Origin of the sequence: Paenibacillus sp. NPDC057886 (assembly GCF_042796655.1) — a bacterium.
Classification (GTDB): Bacteria; Bacillota; Bacilli; order Paenibacillales; family Paenibacillaceae; genus Paenibacillus.
Map to the genome: position 1 here is coordinate 178914 of NZ_JBHVMZ010000004.1, position 21562 is coordinate 200475.

21 protein-coding genes are annotated in these 21562 nt (G+C 36.3%); all 21 read left to right on the plus strand.

The features are described 5' to 3' along the window. Position 1: 1 nt before the first annotated feature. On the plus strand, positions 2 to 3460 hold the full coding sequence (locus tag ACFVQB_RS15040; RefSeq protein ID WP_379440452.1) for a phage tail spike protein: 3459 nt from the start codon (positions 2 to 4) through the stop codon (positions 3458 to 3460). 86 nt (positions 3461 to 3546) lie between these two features. Further along, positions 3547 to 4290, plus strand: a complete 744-nt coding sequence (locus ACFVQB_RS15045) for an ankyrin repeat domain-containing protein (protein WP_379440455.1) — start codon at positions 3547 to 3549, stop codon at positions 4288 to 4290. A gap of 21 nt (positions 4291 to 4311) precedes the next feature. Next, positions 4312 to 4989 carry a hypothetical protein gene (locus tag ACFVQB_RS15050; protein ID WP_379440458.1) on the plus strand — a complete coding sequence of 226 codons (678 nt, stop codon included), beginning with the start codon at positions 4312 to 4314 and terminating at the stop codon, positions 4987 to 4989. Between the two features lie 305 nt (positions 4990 to 5294). Continuing rightward, positions 5295 to 5471, plus strand: a complete 177-nt coding sequence (locus ACFVQB_RS15055) for a hypothetical protein (RefSeq protein WP_379440461.1) — start codon at positions 5295 to 5297, stop codon at positions 5469 to 5471. Then, positions 5468 to 6049 carry a hypothetical protein gene (locus tag ACFVQB_RS15060; protein WP_379440464.1) on the plus strand — a complete coding sequence of 194 codons (582 nt, stop codon included), beginning with the start codon at positions 5468 to 5470 and terminating at the stop codon, positions 6047 to 6049. The genes ACFVQB_RS15055 and ACFVQB_RS15060 overlap by 4 nt, the downstream gene beginning before the upstream one ends. A 171-nt stretch (positions 6050 to 6220) precedes the next feature. Beyond that, positions 6221 to 6757, plus strand: a complete 537-nt coding sequence (locus ACFVQB_RS15065) for a phage tail protein (RefSeq protein WP_483874951.1) — start codon at positions 6221 to 6223, stop codon at positions 6755 to 6757. Positions 6758 to 6772: 15 nt separating this feature from the next. After that, complete coding sequence (locus tag ACFVQB_RS15070; RefSeq protein WP_379440467.1) at positions 6773 to 7408, plus strand: hypothetical protein; 636 nt, start codon at positions 6773 to 6775, stop codon at positions 7406 to 7408. Positions 7409 to 7416: 8 nt separating this feature from the next. Further along, a complete protein-coding gene (locus ACFVQB_RS15075; protein ID WP_379440470.1) occupies positions 7417 to 8055 on the plus strand; it encodes a hypothetical protein in 639 nt (212 codons plus the stop codon). A gap of 8 nt (positions 8056 to 8063) precedes the next feature. Then, positions 8064 to 8537 (plus strand): hypothetical protein, encoded by a 474-nt coding sequence (locus ACFVQB_RS15080; RefSeq protein WP_379440472.1) that lies wholly within the window; start codon positions 8064 to 8066, stop codon positions 8535 to 8537. 12 nt (positions 8538 to 8549) lie between these two features. Beyond that, entirely contained in the window at positions 8550 to 9704 is a 1155-nt protein-coding gene (locus tag ACFVQB_RS15085; protein WP_379440475.1) for a hypothetical protein, read from the plus strand. 25 nt (positions 9705 to 9729) lie between these two features. After that, on the plus strand, positions 9730 to 10269 hold the full coding sequence (locus ACFVQB_RS15090; protein WP_379440477.1) for a hypothetical protein: 540 nt from the start codon (positions 9730 to 9732) through the stop codon (positions 10267 to 10269). A 74-nt stretch (positions 10270 to 10343) separates the two neighbouring features. After that, on the plus strand, positions 10344 to 10955 hold the full coding sequence (locus ACFVQB_RS15095; RefSeq protein WP_379440480.1) for a hypothetical protein: 612 nt from the start codon (positions 10344 to 10346) through the stop codon (positions 10953 to 10955). Between the two features lies 1 nt (position 10956). Further along, positions 10957 to 11523: a hypothetical protein gene (locus ACFVQB_RS15100; protein ID WP_379440483.1), complete on the plus strand. Its 567-nt coding sequence runs from the start codon at positions 10957 to 10959 to the stop codon at positions 11521 to 11523. A 302-nt stretch (positions 11524 to 11825) separates the two neighbouring features. After that, positions 11826 to 13022 carry a discoidin domain-containing protein gene (locus ACFVQB_RS15105; RefSeq protein WP_379440486.1) on the plus strand — a complete coding sequence of 399 codons (1197 nt, stop codon included), beginning with the start codon at positions 11826 to 11828 and terminating at the stop codon, positions 13020 to 13022. A gap of 27 nt (positions 13023 to 13049) precedes the next feature. After that, the gene (locus tag ACFVQB_RS15110; protein ID WP_379440489.1) at positions 13050 to 14237 is read left to right on the plus strand and encodes a galactose-binding domain-containing protein; all 1188 of its coding nucleotides are present in this window, start codon (positions 13050 to 13052) and stop codon (positions 14235 to 14237) included. A gap of 48 nt (positions 14238 to 14285) precedes the next feature. Next, positions 14286 to 16382 (plus strand): SPRY domain-containing protein, encoded by a 2097-nt coding sequence (locus ACFVQB_RS15115; RefSeq protein ID WP_379440492.1) that lies wholly within the window; start codon positions 14286 to 14288, stop codon positions 16380 to 16382. A 32-nt stretch (positions 16383 to 16414) separates the two neighbouring features. Beyond that, entirely contained in the window at positions 16415 to 18349 is a 1935-nt protein-coding gene (locus ACFVQB_RS15120; RefSeq protein WP_379440494.1) for a DNRLRE domain-containing protein, read from the plus strand. 40 nt (positions 18350 to 18389) lie between these two features. Further along, complete coding sequence (locus ACFVQB_RS15125; protein ID WP_379440497.1) at positions 18390 to 18914, plus strand: phage holin family protein; 525 nt, start codon at positions 18390 to 18392, stop codon at positions 18912 to 18914. A 318-nt stretch (positions 18915 to 19232) separates the two neighbouring features. Further along, on the plus strand, positions 19233 to 20000 hold the full coding sequence (locus ACFVQB_RS15130) for a hypothetical protein (RefSeq protein ID WP_379440500.1): 768 nt from the start codon (positions 19233 to 19235) through the stop codon (positions 19998 to 20000). A gap of 4 nt (positions 20001 to 20004) precedes the next feature. Next, entirely contained in the window at positions 20005 to 20913 is a 909-nt protein-coding gene (locus ACFVQB_RS15135; RefSeq protein WP_379440503.1) for a peptidoglycan recognition protein family protein, read from the plus strand. A gap of 37 nt (positions 20914 to 20950) precedes the next feature. Beyond that, on the plus strand, positions 20951 to 21337 hold the full coding sequence (locus tag ACFVQB_RS15140; protein ID WP_379440506.1) for a hypothetical protein: 387 nt from the start codon (positions 20951 to 20953) through the stop codon (positions 21335 to 21337). Positions 21338 to 21562 lie beyond the last annotated feature (225 nt).

The following is a 21562-nucleotide window of genomic DNA, read 5'->3' on the forward strand; positions in this document are numbered from 1 at the left end:
TATGTTAGGAGAAATTGATCGTAATAGGAAACCTATTCAACCACAATACTTCCTTGCCAAGCCCAATCGTGAGATTATCAGAAAATTATCAGAGATCTTTAATGACAGCGTAGATGTCAAACTAAATGATGTGAGCGAGTTGTCATTTTCTCTCCCCTACTTTATTGATAAGTATCACAAGTTGAACCCGAATAAGAATGTGGAGCTAATCAAGGAACGATATTTAATCAAAGTTGTAACTGGGATTAAAGTTGAATGGTTTATTGTGAACGATATTAGTGATAATCTCGATGATTCGGATATTATGCAAGTTAAATGCTATTCATTGGTTCGTGAGTTGTCAGATAAGTTGATTAAAAGTTATGAGGTTGAGTCGTACGGAGCAGATAAAGTAATTGAGGACATGCTTCGAATGGGTAATACAATTTGGAATATTGATTACATAGATGCTGATTTCAAGTCAAGCAAAAGAGCGTTTGAATTCCCCTCCTCTACTGTCCTCGAAGCTATCTATTCCATTGCGGAAGTATACAATGCGATAGTCACATTTGATACAGATACTAGAACATTGAGTATGACTAAGCCTGAGTTAACAGGTATCAATATGGGACTCACTGTTTCATATGGCAAATTGATGAAGAGTATGAGTCGTAACAGAAGTTCAGAGGAAATGGTTACACGTCTCTCCGCTTCTGGTAAAGATGGACTGGGAATTAACAAAGTAAATCCAACTGGTCAGAATTACATTGAAAACTATGGTTATTGGATTTATCCATTTAAACGAGATGCTAATAAAACTGTGATTTCACCAAGTTTTTATATGAGTGATTCATTGTGTCATGCACTATTGGATTATGAAGCGTTGGTTGAGAGCAAAACAGGATTGTTTAAACAATACCTTGAGGAATTGGAAGGTTACGAGACACAGTTAAATCAATTGAAGGTAGATTTAAACAAGCTACAACAGGATGAAAAAGTTGTACAGGAAGTAACATTGGCTCAACAATTTGGCGATAAGATGTTCTTTGAGAAATACAGTCATAGTGGTAGTACATCGAGAACATTTAAATTAAACAAGGGCTATAATTATGCTGCAATGATTAAAGTTGATTCCTCTTCTGGCTTAACTGTTGCATTGAATGGATCTGTTAAATCAGTAACATCGAGTAGATGGGTAATGTTGGGCAAGTTAAACAATCTTGATACAGCAACTATTACAGTTAATGGATCATCTACAGGCGTATTTATGCAAGTTGCCACCATCTCAATTGAAGAATATCAGATGGCTGGTAATGATAATGCGATTGTAGAGAGATATAGTCTAGACAATAAGGAAAATCAGATCAACCTTAAGCAAATTGAGATTAGTAATAAGTTAAATCAGATCACAAATGTACAAAATCGGACTAAGGCGTTGCAAGTGTTGTTGGATTCGGAGAATAACTTTACAAGTGAACAGTTACAAGAGTTGAACTACTATGTAATTGAACGAGAATTTAACGATGATGTATACATAGATGAGCAAGATTTATATGATGCAGCGATGGAAAAGTTTAAAGAGTTACAAGTTCCACAATTAGCAGTTGAGATTGATATAGTTAACTTTCTGGAGATTATTGAAGAGCAACGTAATTGGAAAAAGTTAAACCTTGGTGATTTCGTTAATGTGAAATATGAACCATTGGGGATTGAGTTAACAGCAAGGATTAGCGAGATTAATTATGACTTTGGTGGATCAAGTATAAAGTTAACGTTGAGTAATGCTAAGAATGTTAATGATGAGAGTAAACGGCTTGAAAAATATTTAAAAGACACTAAAAACACAAATGTAGTCGTTAGCAATGGAAGACCTGATTGGACAAAAGCGGTAGTTGACTCGTCTGAGATGAGCAGACTGTTCGATAATTTTTGGAATAAGATTACTAATGAGATTAACATGGCGAGCAATGAATTCGTTACACTGGATCGTACAGGGCTGACGATAATTGACCCAGATGACCCCCTGCGATTCTTGAGGGCGACTCATGGTGTTATTGCACTCACACGGAGCGGAGGCTTAAAATACGAGTCTGCCCTGACCGCGGATGGACTGATCGCAGAACAAGTTCTTGGAAAAATAATTTTAGGACAGCGGGTCGTTATTGGTGACACAACAGGTGTATTCACCATTGAAGGCTCCAAATTAATGATTGATGATCGATGTGGTCGCCCTGTTCTACGTTTGGGATTAACTTCAGAACAACCAGATGTCTTCGGATTACATGTAAACAGATACGCTTCGAGTAATTGTAATGATAGAACAATTACTAATATATCAGGGATAAATAATAGTCGTGGATTCTACATTGATAAGATTCGAAATGGAGTTACTTCCAACGTGTTTTGGTTGGCGCAGGATGGAAATCTCAGACTTCGAGTTGGTGAGAACAATGAAGTTATAACCGTTTCAGAGCTAGGATTTGGTATTGGGCACGAAAATTGGAACCAAGCGCCCTTTAGAGTGGATTATTTTGGTAATTGTTGGTTAGATTCCCTATTTGCTAACAATGCGGAAATTAAAAACTCTCTCTTTAAAGACGGACATATTCGTGGTTCCGATTTGGAGCTGCGTGACACTAAAGGGGGAGTAATTAAAATGTACCCCGAGTGGGGACTTTGGTTCGGCAGTGAAGACTTTGATGAAGCGCCAGCATCTATTTCTATGGATGGGACGGCCAAATTCAAGAAACTTATCGTAACAGATGGAAACAATACTCTACTAATGGATTCTGAGAAAAAACAGCTTCATCTCAATCGGTGGGACATCGTGGGAGCGGGAGCAATTGACACAGAATTGTTAGCTGCCAACATTTTAACTGCCGAAGATGGATTCATTAGTTCTCTAGTTGCAGGTAAACTCTCCACTTTAACAAACGCAGCTCTTCAAGGTTGGTCTAACTATGTCAAAATTGAAGGTAAAGAAATAAAATTCTTAACTGGTAAAGTAAAAGGTTCTGGAGTTCACAAGGAATTATCTGATGGTCGAAAATTGTACTGGATATCTTCTGAGCAAAAAGGTGAGATGACAGTTGAAGTTACTCCTTGGCCTGTTTACGTTTATGAGATGGAAGATAAGACTAAGATGCGTCTCTTCTTTGAAGGAGATGGCGAACAAGCCTATCCGATAATCGATATGGGTGAAGGGGATTCACGGGGCTACGGACGCGGCAGTATTCAGAAGCCTAATGGTAGTTTTGACTTTGTTTATCTTAATAGTAACTATGGACGTGAAAAAAGTTTAAGATTGACAGATGACGGAGTGACATTACTCTCTGAATTGGGGCCAATAAATATTAAAGGCAAAGAAATCAATCTGATTACGGAATCAGGATCTGCAATCAAAATGACTAGTGATGGTGATATTGAGATTAAAGCCAGTAAAAATGTTAAAATCAATGGTACTCGTATTGATTTAAACTAAACTTTTCCAATTAAACTACCGATATATATAGTATAATTTAACTAGTTATACAGGATAAATCTACTATAAATTCGGAGGTACATACAATGAAAAAATTAGTTTCAAAAATCCCCACATTCATGCTAGGTGCAATCGTAGGCGTAGTTGCTACAGCAGGGTCTGTAGCAGGAGCAGCTACATATTTTAAAGCAACCCAATCAAGTGTAAAGATTGTGGTAGATGGTTCTCAGGCTAAGTTGTCAGAAAGTCCAATGAATATTAATGGTAAGCTCTTCCTTCCTGTACGAGACACAGCAAATGCCATGGGCTACTCTGTTGAGTCTGTAACCAGTACTCAAGTTTCACTAAAAGAATCAGTAACAAATTCGAGTTCAGTTACATCACCAACGAATAACACATCTACTACTCCAAGCAACCCAACAAACACAAATACAATCGCAAGCAAAAAGGTGAAGAATTTGAAAGAAACATACTCAACTGAAGGCAAATTAGATGCAACAAAAATTCGGTCTGCTCTTGATAATAAAACCCTAGATCTTAATGCGGTTGACCAAGATACTGGGAACACTCTACTTCACTACACCATTGAGGAAAACAACTTCGAGGCATTCAAAGCATTAAAACGTAATGCTCTTAATGTAAATATTCAAAATTCACTCGGACAGACACCACTACACATTGCAATTTTAAGTAATAGCAGTTTTTATCTTGGTGAACTGAAAGACCTTAAGGCAGACGCAAATATTAAAGACAATGATGGTAATTTGCCAATTGACCTTGCAAAGAAAAATTCTCCTAATTACATTTCGCTTGAAGCATACATGCTTTAATCTGAGAAACAGGAGTTAACGATGCTAAAACATGGACTTTTATTACTAGCTTCTTTTTTGATAGTTATTTTGGGAATAGTGCTTGCAATTGTTTATAAAGAATGGACTCCCATATTTATTTCATTGATTGGACTTATTTCGGGAGGAGTATCTGTCGCACGAATTGAGGACATTGAAACTTCTCGAAAAAAAGAAGCCTTGGATCGTCTTTTAGAAAAACTGAATGAGTTTGATAGCTTTACGCCAACCATCTATTTTGAATATAGAGGTAAGATGCTTGGCATTGATGGAAACTCCAGCAGAATTGCCATCGGAGATATTAATTCTATTAATGTTTATAATTTTAACGACCTATTGCATGTAGAAGTACAACAAGATGAAGAAACCATAACTAAGACCTCACGAAGCAGTCAACTAGGTGGAATGGCTGTAGGTGGAGTGTTAGCTGGCGGACTAGGTTTGGCGATTGGAGCAGTAACGGCAAATAAAAACAGTTCTGCTAACGTTAAAAAAATGACGATTAATTTACGTTTTGATAGTTTAAGGACTCCACTAGAAACAATGGTCTTTTTAAATTCTAGTGTTCCATTGACTAAAGATTCTAATGAAGTAGTCGAGGCTATCAAAAAGTTAGATCATTGGTTCAATCTTCTACATGTAATAATCAGTCGAAATGAAAAACAGAATGCAATAAATTAAAGAAGACATAAATTAACATTAAATAATCCCAATTTGAAGCACCTAATTATATAGGTGCTTTTTTATTTCTATGAAAGCATACTTTTACTTGGTAGTACTTCTCTTAACTTCTCCCTTTCCACTTCGTATAGGTAAATTATAGTTGGTAAAAGATGTCGCATATACATTGTATATGTTATATGAAATATGCTATATTTAATGAAAGCTAGTACATTATTCAGCTTTAGTTACAAATATATTTCATATTACTAGTGATTCAATCATAGTTATAACTGTCTAATCTGAATTAGATAGGAGATGATTGAATGACCAAGAGAAAGAAGGTATTACATATGGCAATTTTAAAACCTATTCAGGAAACTCCAGAGCTTAAAGGTCAATATGCCGCTGCATTTATGAAGGAAATTGGTAAGAAACCAACTCAATCCGCCATTCAGAGAAACAAAAGAGCTCAAGAATTATTGAGAAGAATGAAGAAATGAAGGACGATATTTTTGAACTGGTCGAGCAATTTAGTTTAGTTAATCTTACTGAAGGATACAGACTTAATGACTTTGATTGCTCAATCCCAGAATATGTTGAGTTCCTTTGTAACGAAGCGCTGATGCATCAAGAATTGAATTTATCACGAACATATTTGCTAATCAATAAATGGAACGCTGACGTTGTAGCCTATATGTCTCTGATCTCCGATTCTATTAAATTGAAGCAAGATGAACGCGATGTTTATTTTCAAGGAGAAATATCCTTTCCTAGTTACCCAGCTATGAAAATCGCAAAACTTGCAGTAAATGATCGACATGCAGCAGAAATAAAAAATATCGGCTCACTAATGATAGAATTAGCACGTGGTATTGCCGAGGATATCAATGAGTCTGTTGCATGTCGATTCATTACTGTTGATGCCGACACTCACAACAACCCTTCTGTCAATGAGTTCTATCAAAAGAATCAATTTGTTCCAAACCATTCATATAAACCCGGAAGAACTCTCAGCATGAGATTAAACATTTATGATGAAGAAATTGCTGGGGAAGATTACATCGAAGACATATCATAAGCTTCAAGTGAAATACCGATTTTACATAGAAATTAGCAACCAAAAAGCCTTATAAATAGGGCTTTTTTTATTTGTCCGAATTTTATATTGGAGGTGATTTGGATTACAATACGTGACTCCCTCTACTTTTCTTTTGCTGGTGAAACATCTGTTAAACATGGACTCATCAATGTGAATTTGAATAGTGGAATGCAAGAAGAGATATTCTTCCCCTCAAGAGAAATTATTGAGGAAAAAGTTAAGGGCAATGATAAACCATACTTTATGAGGACTGAAACTGAACCTTTAAAGTTTCCAGTCTCTTTTGCGTTTGAAGAAACATGGAATACTGAAAAGATCCGTGAAATAACTAGATGGCTAACTCAGCATGAATATTATCAAGAGTTATACTTTGTAAATGAAGATGGACTAGGCGCAGAACGAATATTCTGCGCAATGTTTGTTGAAGACTCCACTCTAGTTCACAATTGTCTCAAGCAAGGATACATCAATCTAACTGTTCGCTGTGATTCCCCTTACTCCTACTCCCCTATTATGACCTCTCGTCTCTACAAGTGGAACCATAAGCCACTCGAAATCAAAAAGGATTCTTACTCAACAGGTACACATCAATCAACAATTATAAATCCACAAGGCAATTTAGTTTTAAATCCAAATAGAGTTAAATGGTCTGATTTTCCTAAAGGAACAAGACTATCCGATCTATAGAGAAAGGAGAATCATATGTCCACAGAAACAAATAAACTGAAACTTAAGATACCATCGTACTCTGATGAAGTAGAGAATTTTGTACGTGATATGGGATTCAACTTTGAGATACTTGATCTCATTTCTGATGACTATGTATCAGCTACGCCTACTAGTGGTGATTACATAAGAACAAAACGCCTATACAATACCACCCCCGTATATGGTGGATTTGTAGGTTGGATAAATGTTCGTACAGGTAAAGCAGCTCCTATGTGGAAATCACTTAAGACATATGTCAACGGAGACTATATTATACCTAATGTAGATAATGGACATGTCTATATTTGTATTCAATCAGGTACATCTGCTTTTACTGAGCCGATCTTCCCAGTTTCCACGGGAATAGAATTTAATGATACACGAATGTCGAGTACATGGGCAGCCACTACACAATATAAACTTAATGACATAGTGTTACCTACAATAGATAATGGTCGATTTTACATATGTATTCAAGCTGGAGAATCAGGTAACACTGAACCTCCATGGCAACAAGTCGATGGTGCAACCACATATGATAAGAATGCAAGTTGGGCAACATATCGAATTTGTAGGTGGAAAGAGGCTGGTAGTGCGGCTCTATTCTATCCCTTCGGTAAGATTGGATAGGTGATTACATGACTACATGGAATTCTATTATCAATCTTAAAGGTAACTATACTTCTGAACCAATCCCAATTCCAATTAGTGCAGATGGCGTACTAAGTAAAGTATCATGGGAAGCAATTGAGCCAGTTGGATCTAAAATTGTTGTACAAACCAGATTTACAAAAGACAATCTTAATTGGTCAGAATGGCAGAATTGTATTAACGGTGCTCATATTCCCGATGTTGTTGAGGATGTAGGATTTTACAACATGAGCATTATGTTCAGAGTGTTGTTTATGAGAAATACATATAATGAAGTTCCAGAATTCAAAAGTATTACATTTAACTTTGAGCCTGTTCTTGTTTTCGATAACAAAGGAGATAAGAATTGTGCTCCTGAAATATGGATCACAAAACAAGGTAACGGAGATTTTAGTATAGTCAATTCTTCTCATAACAACGATGAATTCAAATTCAAGAATCTCATTCATGGTGAAACTGTATTTGTTGATAATGAGCAACAAGATATCGAAACTTCATTAGCGGTCACATACCGATACAAGGATTTTAACAACAATTATTTGTCCTTCCCTGTTGGTAAAAACATATTAAGAGTAACTGGTGATGCAGATATCAAATTTAGATATCAATTCACACTGTTGCAATAGGAGGTTGTATGGCTGGAGTAGCATATAAAGGTTCAACAATTCAAGAATCGACTAAAAGTGGACATGTATCGTATGTTGAGCGCTATCAAAGTGGAACAGAATGCTCATCATGGGATCAATTCGGCAACTGCACAGGCTATAGTCCTGTTTACAGTACAACCACTCACACAACTGGAGCAAAAATAACAGGTACGGTCAATTCGTCTTCTACTGTGTATGTTAATGGGCAACCAATAGCCTCAGTTTCCTCACCCACACAAGAACAATGGGTAGCAGATCCCTCTCCTTCCCCTAAATTAGGTGGCTCAATTATTTCTATCAGTCCCGGTACATCTGGTTCAGGAACAGGTCAGGTTTCAACAGGTAGTTCTACGGTTTTTGTTGGTGGTAAAGCAGTATCCAGTATCACTAAAAACGTGACAACACATCTCAGCACGACAACACCCATTACCTCTGGCAGTAGCAATGTATTCGTCAACTAAGGAGGTGAACAATTGCCAGATTTAAGTACACATCTTCAATATAATGACCCCGTTACAATCATCTCTCGTAGTGGTACTCCACAAGATCCATTTGTTGATAGAGCAGATTCATTGCCTGTCATTAATGGAATTATTACTCTCCTTGAAATACCTTCTTCTACTGATAAAGTCAACATCGCTGGATTCGTTGAGATTGATCAAGAAGTATTTGAAAATCGACCATATCTCAATGAACATGAATTTCTTGTCCACTATGGTATGGGCGTAATACAATTCCATCCATCTCAAGAAGGTAAAGCTCATTTGTGTAGATATAAAGGTAGAGGGTTAATCATGTATCCTGCATCGCGCATATATGCAATGGTGAGTCGCAATCCAGATGTGGTTGTGACATTGCAGGATTATATTGATCAGATTCAAACCAAAATTAATGAGAATCAGATTGCACTGGGTCGTATCGAAGATGCCATTAAACAATCGCAAGCACAAACTGAATTATCAAAGTTAGCAACCGACAAAGCTAATTTAGCCGCTGAAGATGCAACACAGTCTGCAATCAAAGCAAAGGATGCCTATAATACTACCCGTCTTGTCTACAAAGAACCCGTACAAGATTTAGTTGAATTACGTGCTAAATATCCCTTACCTGAAATCGGATGGACAGCTCAGACATATAAAGACGGTAAACGATATCGATATGACGGGAAGAACTGGATTGAGATCGATGTGTTCGGCTCAAACCTACAACCTGTTAATGAGTTTAAGGATGGTCTTATGAGTGTAGCCGAACACATGAAACTCAAAGATATGCCATTGGAATTGCAAGACAGAGTGATTTTGTTGTGTAACTCCTCATACGTATTTCAGGAACCCATAGGAATTTTAGCTCCCTTCCCTTTCACTGGTGAGATCATAAAAGTGGAGGCTGTTTGTGCTGCTTCGGGAGAGACAGAAAGTGAAATATCAATAGAAAGAACAAGAGATTTTAACACTTGGCTCAATGTCCTTGATCGAAATATCAAGTTCAACCCGAACGAAAAGAAAGATGACAAGCAAGTAACGATTAAACATAAGCAAGTAACATCAGGAGATATATTTAGAGCCAATGTTCTTAAGGCTGGTCTTAATATGCAAAGCCTAACAATCCTAGTAACAGTAAGAACATAGAAAAATACATATTGGAGGAATAAAAATGCAGCCAATTATTAGCTGGAGAAATGCAACTCACACGCAAGAAATTACTGGCCCATTTGACTATGGAGTTATTGATGCAGACAGCAAAAGCCCGATTTACATATTTAATGTTTGGAACAATTACAATGGTGTAACTGACGTATCTAAAATGGAAGATTGCACGATCACTACTCGTGATATGAGTGGTGGTACAGGTGATACAGTAGGCAATGAAGTTGAAGTGGTGAAGAACAACTGGTTTCATGTTCAAGTAGACTCTCTAGATGAGACAGATATTGATGAGGAAAGCTCTCGTGTAGGTAAGGATTTTTCAAAGCCGATAGGCACAAAAGGAACAACAAAGAAAGACCACTCTGGAGCGAATTACACAACTCCAATTAAGCCGGGAGTAAAAGAAATCCTTGGTGTAAACAACAACGGTAATCCACAAGATGCAGCAGGTAACTATGTGACACTGTCCATTCAGTGTGAAGTACCGCTTAATGCACGCAGTGGCAAACAGGCATTTAAGAAAAGGATCTCATATCGTTTTGTATAATATTTCCATTTATTTATTTGAAGTTGGACAGGTTAAATTCCTGTCCTCTTTTTTTATTTTAAGGAGGCTTAATTTTGATACTAGGCAATAGACAATATACTCGCTCTCCAGTTCCACAGCAATATATTTGGGTTGCGGATTATTACGATGACACAAACTTAACAGAATATGATTTGCAGACTAAGAAATCCAATGATTTTGACAGCATCGATAGAGACAAATTAATCAGTTTCGGAATTATCGGTCAAGGCTCACAACTATATTATAACGTTGCCAATGGTGTCTTCCATATTAATCAAGATCGATTCGCCATTTCATATAGCGTAAGTGATGAAGAATTGCCTCTGACTGGTAGAACGTTTCTATATAATGATCACATTCAATTTAAAAATGGTTCTTCTGAAGCCACACTGAATACGAAAGTCAAAGAAGGAAAATTCAAGAATAGCATTGATTGTTTCAGCTTTGGCTACAAGAAGACTATGAACCTTGATGATGTAAATATCAACTATCAATGCATCTTCTCTCTCCCGGATAAGAATATTCCCTATTTGCAGATTAAAATCACTTCCGATCAAGATTTGAATGGTCAACTTATTATCCGTAAAAACGGTATTATCGTTGATCAAATTGTTGCTCCATTGAAAGCAAATCATTCTGGACTGATAAACTGGGAGTTGAGATAAATTGAGCACAAAAGAAATTGGACTTCCCATATCCTTAACGGGGGGTGTACATAATGGTACAGAAATCAAAGATGGAAAACTTCAACTTAAAGAAGTCGCTACTGATTCATCTGGAAAATCTGTCTACGCCTCAAAAGGGGCTTGGGAATCTTCTGTTATTTCAATTGGAGATAAAGTAACTGCCTTTCAACGAGTAGTCAAAACTATGGTTGGTACTGGTTCAAATGTGGATTACAAGATCTACACAAAGTCGTCCACCAACAATATTGTCTGGTCTGATTACGTTGAAATAACGTACGTAGAAGGAAAAATCAACAGTCCAGTGGGACTATACGCAAGAATTAAAATTGAATTGTCCTCCACTCCATCCCCTGCCCTGTTAACCGTTGATGAATTTACGGATGGCAAATATAACACCGATTATGTAAGTTCTTCAGATGGAGTACTAAGACTTAAACGTAATTTTCAATTATCACCTACTGTTGAGAGCAACGCAGATGGATATCTCTATAGGACTAAAATTGATCGCAGCAAATTCAAAAAAATTAACACTCTAGTCTTCCAGTAAATGAGGTGATAACTTGGCAAATTATTCATTAATTCAAGACTCAGCGAACTATAAAACATTTAAAAATAACACTTGGATAACCCTAGCCTCTACTCTTCCCATCAAGGATATATTCATATCTGAAGGAATGACCAACCTGAATATACTGGATCGGAAAAGCACACTTATTCTTCAGAACATGACCAATACAGGCAACTTAGGATCAGGGAAAGTATTTAAATCAACGGTCAATCTAAAGAAATACATAGAGATCACAAATTTGTCTGTAAAATAATGATTTTAATTAGAAAGGAGATGATTGTGTGGCACAATATAGCGGGAATATAATTCCAACTATGACTTCAAATACTACTCCCAGCCCCATTGTAGTGTCCAGCTCTACTCAGTACAGTGCTACTTTCGCACCGTGGAAAGCTTTCGATGGGTCGTTTGGAACGCATTGGATGACATCAGCAGGGGTACAAGGGTGGGTAAAAATTGATTTAGGTTCACAGAAGAAATTAGGGAGATATTCGCTCTCATCTTCTACTGATACACCAAACTTACCTGTTACTGCAAACCCAAAAAATTGGACGCTTGAAGGCTCGAATACTGGGCTTTTCTCTGGAGAGCAAGATGTCCTTCACACTGTCTCAAATGAACAAGCTTGGACTCCGGGATTAAAGCGAATATATGACTTCGATAATCAGAAATCATATAGATACTATAGGATTAATATAACATCTAATCAAGGTTATGCAAATTTCATGGGGTTTGCTGAACTTGAAATGATGGAACTGATTATTTCGAATAAAATCTTACTATCATCTGGTGATAAGGTGTACTCTAACAAAAGAAGCGAATCAACTATAATACCAACTATGACTTCGAACACTTCTCCATCAGGTAGAGCATTTTGCAGTAGCTTTTTTGATAATCTCAATAGTTACGATGCATGGGTCGCTTTTAATAGAATAGATGATACGGAAGGATATGCTTCTGGTCGCGCGGCTGGAGTTTCGGGTTATCTTGGCTATGAATTTACAAGTAAAAAAGTTATTAGAAAATATGCGATAAGAAGTATGAGTAGTTCAGCTTATCTTAATGCAATGCCTAAAGATTGGACATTTGAAGGAAGCGAAGACGGATTAACTTGGATTGTGTTGGATACTCAAACCAATCAAAGTTGGAGTACGACCAATACAGATAAAGAGTATATTATCAACAACTTCAATCCTTATATAATGTACCGACTAAATTGGACTAGTAATAACGGAAGATATTATACAGGATTTAATGAGTTGAAAATGTTTGACTCAAAGCTATTCAAGATAAATAATGCATCCGAAGGCGCTTTCAATCGATATGGTGTAGACAGAACGCAAGACATCTATTTTGCAAATAAAATTGTCCAAACTATTGACATTATGGATGTTTCAAATCAAAACGGTTCAGACAAAACCTTTGAACATACAATAGACATGTCAAAACGCCGAGTAGATAAAATTATATTAGGATAAAAGGGTTAGGAGAGAGGTGATTATAATATGACAGTTTATTCAGATATTAATGTAATACCAAAGATGACAGGGTATACAACGCCCAAAGGATTAGTCTTTGCAAATAGAGAGTACACTAGTTCATACCCCGCATGGAAAGCCTTTGATCAAGTAGACCAATCGGAGGGGTTTGTGGCAAGTGGGATTTCAGGTCAATTGGGTTATGGATTTGTAGAGCCAATAACCATAAATAAATACTCATTAAAGAGTTCTGCAAATGTTTCTAATATTAATAGAATGCCTAAAGATTGGAAATTTGAAGGCTCAAACGATAGCAGTAATGGATTAGATGGTACATGGGAAGTTTTAGATATACAATCAGGACAAAGTTGGGGTGGAGCCAATATATTAAAGGTATTCACCAATAATAACAAAAAGTCCTTCAAAATGTATAGATTGAACTGGAGTGCAAACAACGGAAATGGTAGTTTTACAGAAATAAACGAATTTATGATGTATGAGAAGCAACCTCTTAATAAATTCTTGATTTCATCAGAAGATAAAATGATGTCTTATAGAAAAGGCATTTATAGTACTCTAGTGCCCACAATGAATAGTAGTACAAAGGATGGATTTATAATTTCAGCATCATCTCAAGTTAGTGGGTTTGATAGTTGGAGGGCATTTGATAAGAGCGTCGCTTCAAGTAGTAGGTGGTCCTCAAGTACAGCCACACCTTCTTGGATAAGAGTACAACTAGCGACTACTAAAAAAGTGTCGAATTACACTTTGAAATGCGGTCATGCCACAGAAATGATAAAAGATTGGACACTTCAAGGTTCCAATGACGCATTAAATTGGATAACATTAGACAGCCAAACAGGTAAAACCGGGTGGTCTGTAGGAGAGATAAGAGAATTTTCTACGACAAATTCAAATGTCTTTTTGTACTATCAAATAAATGCAACAGCAAACAACGGAGCAGTCAACAATTACTCTATAGATGAAATAGAATTATTAGAACATTCCAGTCCAGTTGTGATTCACTTAAAATCAAGTACAGAGCAAGACTTCATTTCATATGGAATAGACAAATCAATCACTTTAGATTTATATGAATCAACTACAAGTAAAGTGTTCATTAATAATACTTCAGAGTCTCTTGGTTCAGGCAAAGTCTTCAAGCAAAAAGTCGATACAACTAAAATACCTATCAAGAAAGCGTCGATCACATAACTGAATAAAATGATTGTTTGATTTAGAATTTAGAAAGGAGATGGATGAATGGCTATAACCCTTACAACGCTAAACCCTAATGATATGAGCTCTGGAAATGTATTATCCAATGGAAACCTAACACTTACAAATACTGCTTCAAGCTCAGGCATACGTGCCACAAACGGAAAAATCACTGGAAAATGGTATTGGGAAATTAAATTGGATAGTAGTGGTGCAAGTGCTGTTCAACTAGGAATATCAAATAAGAATTTTTTGTACACGTCTTCATTGAACAGTCCCTACCTTAGAGCCTATGTAGGGAGCAATGGTCGAAAACTTCCTGAAGATGTGCCATATGGAACAGCTTGGGGTGTGGGAGATACCATAGGTGTAGCACTCGATTTGGATAATGGCACTTTAGAGTTTTATAAAAATGGTGGAAGCATGGGCGTTTCACACACCAATCTAGGAGGAATGGGGGAAGTTTTTCCTCTTATATATAGCGGCACATCAACAACTAAAACAATTACTGTAAATTTCGGAGCAAGCCCTTTTAAATACTTGATTCCAAATGGATTTGTTCCATACAACGGAATAAAAATCGAAAAAAATTTAGTGTTCAATTCTAACTCATATAAAGTATATATTAACGAAAAATGGATTAATGTCTCAGTGTCTTCCGAAAAAGACTATCTTGATTATGGTATGGATGATATTTCAATTATCCCAGAATCCGCATGGTCACAACTTCAAGGTGAAGTTGAAATATGCCACTACACGGACGACTCAACAAAAGCAGAAACATCCTTCAACATTGAAACCGAACCTTTTACTCTTGCGCAAGAGTGGGAAGACAAAGAAATCAAAATCATCGAATACACTGATGATCCTAATCAAACTGAATCAACGATCACAATCGAAACCGAACCTTTTACTCTATACGATGAATTAGGTGATAATGTCGATGTCTTATACTACACAGATGACCCATCCAAAACGTCAGCCGAATTAAATATTACGACTAACTACTCCCCATTGGATGAACTTGAGGGAGATTTAGACGTGGTTACGTGGAGTGACAATAACAATCCCAAAATTGTAACAACTACATCTATACCCTTTCCTCAATCAGTTATTCAAACAGACGATTATTATATGTATGGTGATCTACTCTCTATTGTAGATAAACTAAATTCATCAAACGGAACACTTAGATATGCAGTTTCATTTAATGAGGGCAGTACATGGGTAGTGTGTAAGTTTGGTAAATGGAGAAATATTGACATCTCTAGTTTGGCTACTTTCAAGAAAAGTGGAATGAGTCATTATGATATTTCTTTGATTAATTCGACTGCCTTGAAGAATAAGGGTAATAAAATTCGATTTGCTTATTACATTGAGGATAACATACATAATTCAGATCCCGGAATCGCAATTGATAGCATGAAACTGAATATCAACTCAGCTACAGAAACGATTAAAATGGACAATGTTGCTTTCTACGTGTTAAATACTAATGCCACAATTCAATTAACTCTGACAGGTAGCAAGCTGATTGGCATACTAGATGACAGTGATCAAGGCAAAGTTCAATATCGCATCCTTCTCAATGACAAAGCATATTATCCTTCAGATGGCAGTTTTACACGACTAGCTCCTTCACCTCAAGATATCGATATCAACATTTCTGATCGAGATATTATATTCAATCAACAAAACAAACTCAAAGTGGAGTTTCAAGATTATTGGGGAGAAACGGATTACTGGGAAACTACATTCATTGGTACATATTCTGGATTAATGTTTATGGATGAATCGGGAGAATATTTGTCAGATACATTTGGTGGGATTCTGAAGCAGCTTGATTTTGGAGTCATCATTGCTGGACAAACTACACTAACTCAAAAAGTACGAATCAAAAATCAGTTAGGCTATGCAATTGACAATATATATTTAGAAATGGATAAAAAGTATGAACGAGATGGCGTTGTGGTCGAGCTATCCAGACAGGCTAACCCATTCCTCCCCATTGATTATCTGACATATGGACTCACACAACCAGATGAAACAATTGATTTTTATGTTCGCATTGCAACAGACATGAGAGCTAAACCAAATCCCAATGGCTTATTTGAGTTAGTGGTAAACGCTGATCGTGTTTAAATCTCAATACAATGAGATGAGGAGTGACATTTTTGTACTATGATGACCATGATACGGAGGGGATTATATATGTAAAAAGTCCCTCCAACCGTTTTACGAGTAAGTATGTTTTGTATGTTCAAGATGAGATTGATTTGGAATCAGAACTAATAGTTGCGTCTAGAAAAGAGTCAATATTAGAGTCAACTATTTCTATTAAGTCATCCATACAAAATAAAGATATTTCAAGCAGTCTTAACATAATGCATCGATCCAATAGTGATTTAGATTCAACTATTGAGGCTGTAGCATTTAGCGAGATAGAGTGTTCCATCAATATTAGACCACACAATAGGGCTCAAGGTAGATTTGAATTAATTGAGGCTCCGCGTATAACTGTTGACTTGAAGCCAATTGGTGATGCAACCACTCGAAGTCGTATTGATTTACAAACAATTAACTATGGTGACACTCAACGGATGATGATTGGTCATGATCCCATCGAAGAGTTTGAATCATTTGTTAACTTTGGTGACTTAAACGTTGCTATACCTGACCTACTATACCTTGAAGATGCTAAGTTGAGACTGTATTACACTGGCACTATTAAGACTGGTGCAAACATTGAGATTTATCAGCCTAATACTGTTTGGCGAGAATATGGAATCACTTATGCCAATAAGCCACACTCTATTGAATTATTGGCTAATCAGTACACATTAAATACAGCAGAGAAATATGTTGAGATTGATGTATTAGATGTTCTAAAACAATGGCAAGATGGTTCCTTGATTAACTTCGGCTTCATTATTAAATCGATTGATAGCACCCCAATTTACTTTAATACTCGTGAATCAACCAAACCTCCAATATTGAGAGTCAAATACATAACATCAGCAGTACAATCTTACGGTCGTTCTGATATAGAGTCCGAACTGTTCATTTATCAAAGGGGTTATAAAGATTTAAACTCGTCGCTGACAGTAAAAAGTGATCGTGGATTCAATTATTTGGATTCCTCAATTTATGTACACAGATACGAAGATCCACTGTTTAACGACTTCAGTAGCTCATTAGTAATAAGTCATCCTGATCTATATTCATCTCTTACAGTTGGTATTCGTGTAGAAGATGACTTGGATTCTTACATAGCGATAATTGAGAGCAAAGTAAGAGATCTGGACGCAATACTCACTTCGTCTAGGCCAGATCTAGCATCAATGATAACAATTGATCCTAAAATAAGTTTAGTTTCTGAAATTTCAATTGCTAATCGAATGTTTGATGATTTAACGAGCAGCATTGTTATCTCCAACCCCGATCTCTCTTCATTCATTAACGTTTCTAACTATACTCGTACTAGAAATGATATGGATTCTGAATTATCAATTAGAAATGAGTATTACGAGGATTTAGAATCTTTTATTACAATTTCTAAGCCCGATACATCAGGATTTTTAGTTATTCGCGGTAATGGCTATTCTGATATTGATGGAACAATAGACATCCCAACATTTGATATTCAGGATGGCGCTATTTCAGTATCACGTCCTGATATTGATGGATTCTTTATAGTCAAGGAAGTTGGCTATTCTGATGTGGACTCATTTATTGATGTTCCAGCATTTGAGGATTTTGATTCTGATGTGGCGATATCAAGACCGGATATGTATTCGATGCTTGAAGTTAAATATGTGTCTGATCAAGATGGAGCCATCTATATCAAGGATAGAGTGTATCTAGACAGCATAATTGACATTAGACAGTTTAGCGATCTGGAATCGACTATCTTGATTAAGCAATTTACGGAGATTGATTCAGAAGTAGTCATATCTAAGCCTGAACTTGGTGGATTCTTGTATCCAAGAGTTAGTGGGTTGCACGATATTGAAGGATTAGTGAGTATCCGTAAACGCGATGTTAGTGATATGAATTCCACTCTAATTATTAGAGGTGCATCTTCAGGCGCTTATTATTACATATTGTAAGTTTTACAGGGCTCTCCATTTTGGGGAGTCTTTATTTCATTTGAGAGAAGGAAAAAGATGTGTCAGACAAATTTTTAAATTTTATTGTGGGGGTGACATTCCAATGTCGCTAATGGAGAATTTTCAAAAATTTATGGTGGGTTCAGTTGTTACCATTGGTGCGTACCTGTTCGGAGGATGGTCAGACGGATTAATATTGTTGGCAATATTATGTGTTGTTGATTACATAACAGGAATGGCAGCCTCTATATATGAGGGCAATAAGTTTCCCACAGATCCCACGAAAGGGTTAAGTTCGAATAAAGGATTTTGGGGGATTTTTAAAAAATCACTAATGTTCTTGGTGATAGCAACTCTACACCGTATAGATCTGCTGTTGGGATTAGATGGTTCCCTTGGATTTATGTTGGGGGGCTTATTTTTTTATATAGGAAATGAATTAGTTAGCTTTATTGAGAACCTAGTTAGGCTTGATGTACCTCTGCCCAAGCAACTTAAGCAAGCAGTCACAGTTTTTCAATCAAAAAGTGAAACAAATAATAAAAGCGATATAAACAATCAGTAAAGGACAGGCTTATATATCTGTCCTTTTTGTTTAGAGGAGAAGAAGTTTGAAACAAGGCAAATATACTGTAGAAGAAATCAATGAAGAGTTTCTAGTTTTAAATGTACTTTCATCTCATATGATCATCAAAGTAAGAAGTGTTACTATAAATGCAATTTACATTTACAAGACACAATATCTACTGACCTAAATGAAATGTTTAGAAAAAGACGCAAGTATCTGTGTAGTAAATGCGCATCAGAAGAATCCTCAAAACAGCAACGAGGATTTAAAGATGAAATTGAATTGGCATCATTGTTCACCAAGAGGAATATGGAATTGATAGCAAATCAGATATATACAAACAATTTACAGCCTCTCTACTATATTTGTAATCATCACAAGGAAAATGGTATCCAAACGATGACTTGGAAATCTTTTAAAAAAGGAGCTTCGTGCCCTTCTTGTAAAATGAAGAAGATAGCTTCCAAACTTAGAAAATACAAAATTGAAGAAATCAAAGAGCTATTTGATAGTGATGGAGCAACTCTTTTAAGTACAGAATTTAAATCTGTAGATCACCATCTTGACTATGTTTGCTCAGAAGGACATCTTACAAAAACAATTCTTGGAAATTATCTTAAAGGTCATGGATGTTGGATATGTGGCGTAGAGAAACGAAGCAGAGAAAATCATTATTTATGGGAATACGGATCATCCCCTATTTACCTTTATTTAATAGGGTCAGTAAGGCAGTGGGTTTTGGACTCATTATCAAAGTATGATTTTAAATGCGCAATTTCAAGAAAAACAGAAGACTTACATGTGCATCATGCAAATATTAATTTTTCAACTTTAGCTAAGAGAATCGTCAATAAACACAATCTCAGTTGGAAAGAAAGTATTGGTAATATAGACTCCCTTCTACTTAAAGATATGGGCAATGAATTATTAGAAGATCACTACAAATATGGTTTAGGGATACCACTACATCAAAAAATACATAATGAATTCCACTCAAGATACGGTAGAACAAATAATACGATTGAGCAATTTAAAGAATTTGAAGAGATTTACATGGTTAAACAAAATAAGAATAAGGAGTGATTAAATGATTCAAAAAGGAAATTTCCTTCTTTTAGAGATATCAGAGTTTAGGCCTTGGCTACAAAAGCAAAAGGCAACAAGAAGCATCAAAGGATTACAAGTACATCATACAGGTGCTCCCAACTACACTACACGTAAAATGGTTAATGGAATCGCACAACAAGACCATTTTAAATGCTTAGAGGGCATGCGTGATTTCCATATCAATACGAATAAATGGAAAGCTACTGGACAACACCTAACTTTGTTCGAAGATGGCAAGGTTGGGGTATCTTTGGATAGAGATTTAAATATGACCCCTGCTTGTATCTATAACAACAATGCTGGTTATGTCGGTATCGAGATTATTGGGTGTTTTGATAAGGGTGTAGACACAATGACTGCTGTTCAGAAGGAAGCTGCAATCCATTTGTATGCTGTATTGTGTGAGAAGTTTTATGTGCCTGTCAATACAGATAAGATTGTTTACCACGCTTGGTTTACTGCGTCCGGTACTCGACTTTCAGACTACACGCCTGGTAAGTCTTCCAAGTCATGTCCGGGTACAGCATATTTCGGCGATGGTAATACAATTGCTGCTGCCAATAAAAACTTTATTCCTCAAGTCAAAGCAGAACTAGAACGTTTAAGAAGTGGAATTACGAATCCAATTACAACTACAAAACCAAAGGATGATGAACCAATGACTGAGGCAGAAAAACTACAAATGACTACACTTGAGAACACAGTAAAATCACAATCTGAATGGATTAAAGCTGAGAAAGTTAAGGCAAATATGGAGTGTCCATCTTGGGCTAAAGATGCATATGAGTATTACAAAGATTATATTTCTGACACCACAGGTAGCTATGACTTCTGGAGGCAACTTGTGATTAACTACCGTAAATATAATAACATCAAAGTAAGCAAGTAATTAAGTAGTAATCACACATAAAAGGAGATTAGATTAAATGGATAACGTATATATTATTGGTATCATCCTTGCTGCTGTTGCGGGAGGGTTATTTCTCATTCCCTTTGCTAAGAAAAAGGGTTGGATCAACAAAGATAAAACTGATGGATTACAACAAGCTTTAATCGTGACTCGACTTGTTTTAGATGTGATGAATGTCAGAGGGCTAAACAAGAATAAGGCATCATTTGCAATAGATATCGCTGAGTTGGTTGTTAAATATGTAGATTTACATATGGATGACAATGTTGATAAAAGGGCAATTTCACTTAGAATTATTGATGATTTACTGGCGAAAAACGCAGTCATACCAACAGATTCGGAGAGACAACTTATTGAGATTATTATCGATGCAGCTTTGAAGCGATCAGAACAGATTAAATAATGAATTAGATATAACTATACCCCTCTTGAGGCTAAGCAATTCCTCTTGAGGGGTATTTTTTTCATTTTTTTAACTTGTGTATGTTTTCTGAGAGTACTTGTTTACAGTAAGTTGGGCTTAGACCATATTGCTTGTAGATCTTGGTAAAAGATAGTCCATCAACATAGTGAAGATTGTATATCCTCTCAAAGTCGCGTGAACGCCTCTTCTTGGCTCTTTCTTTAG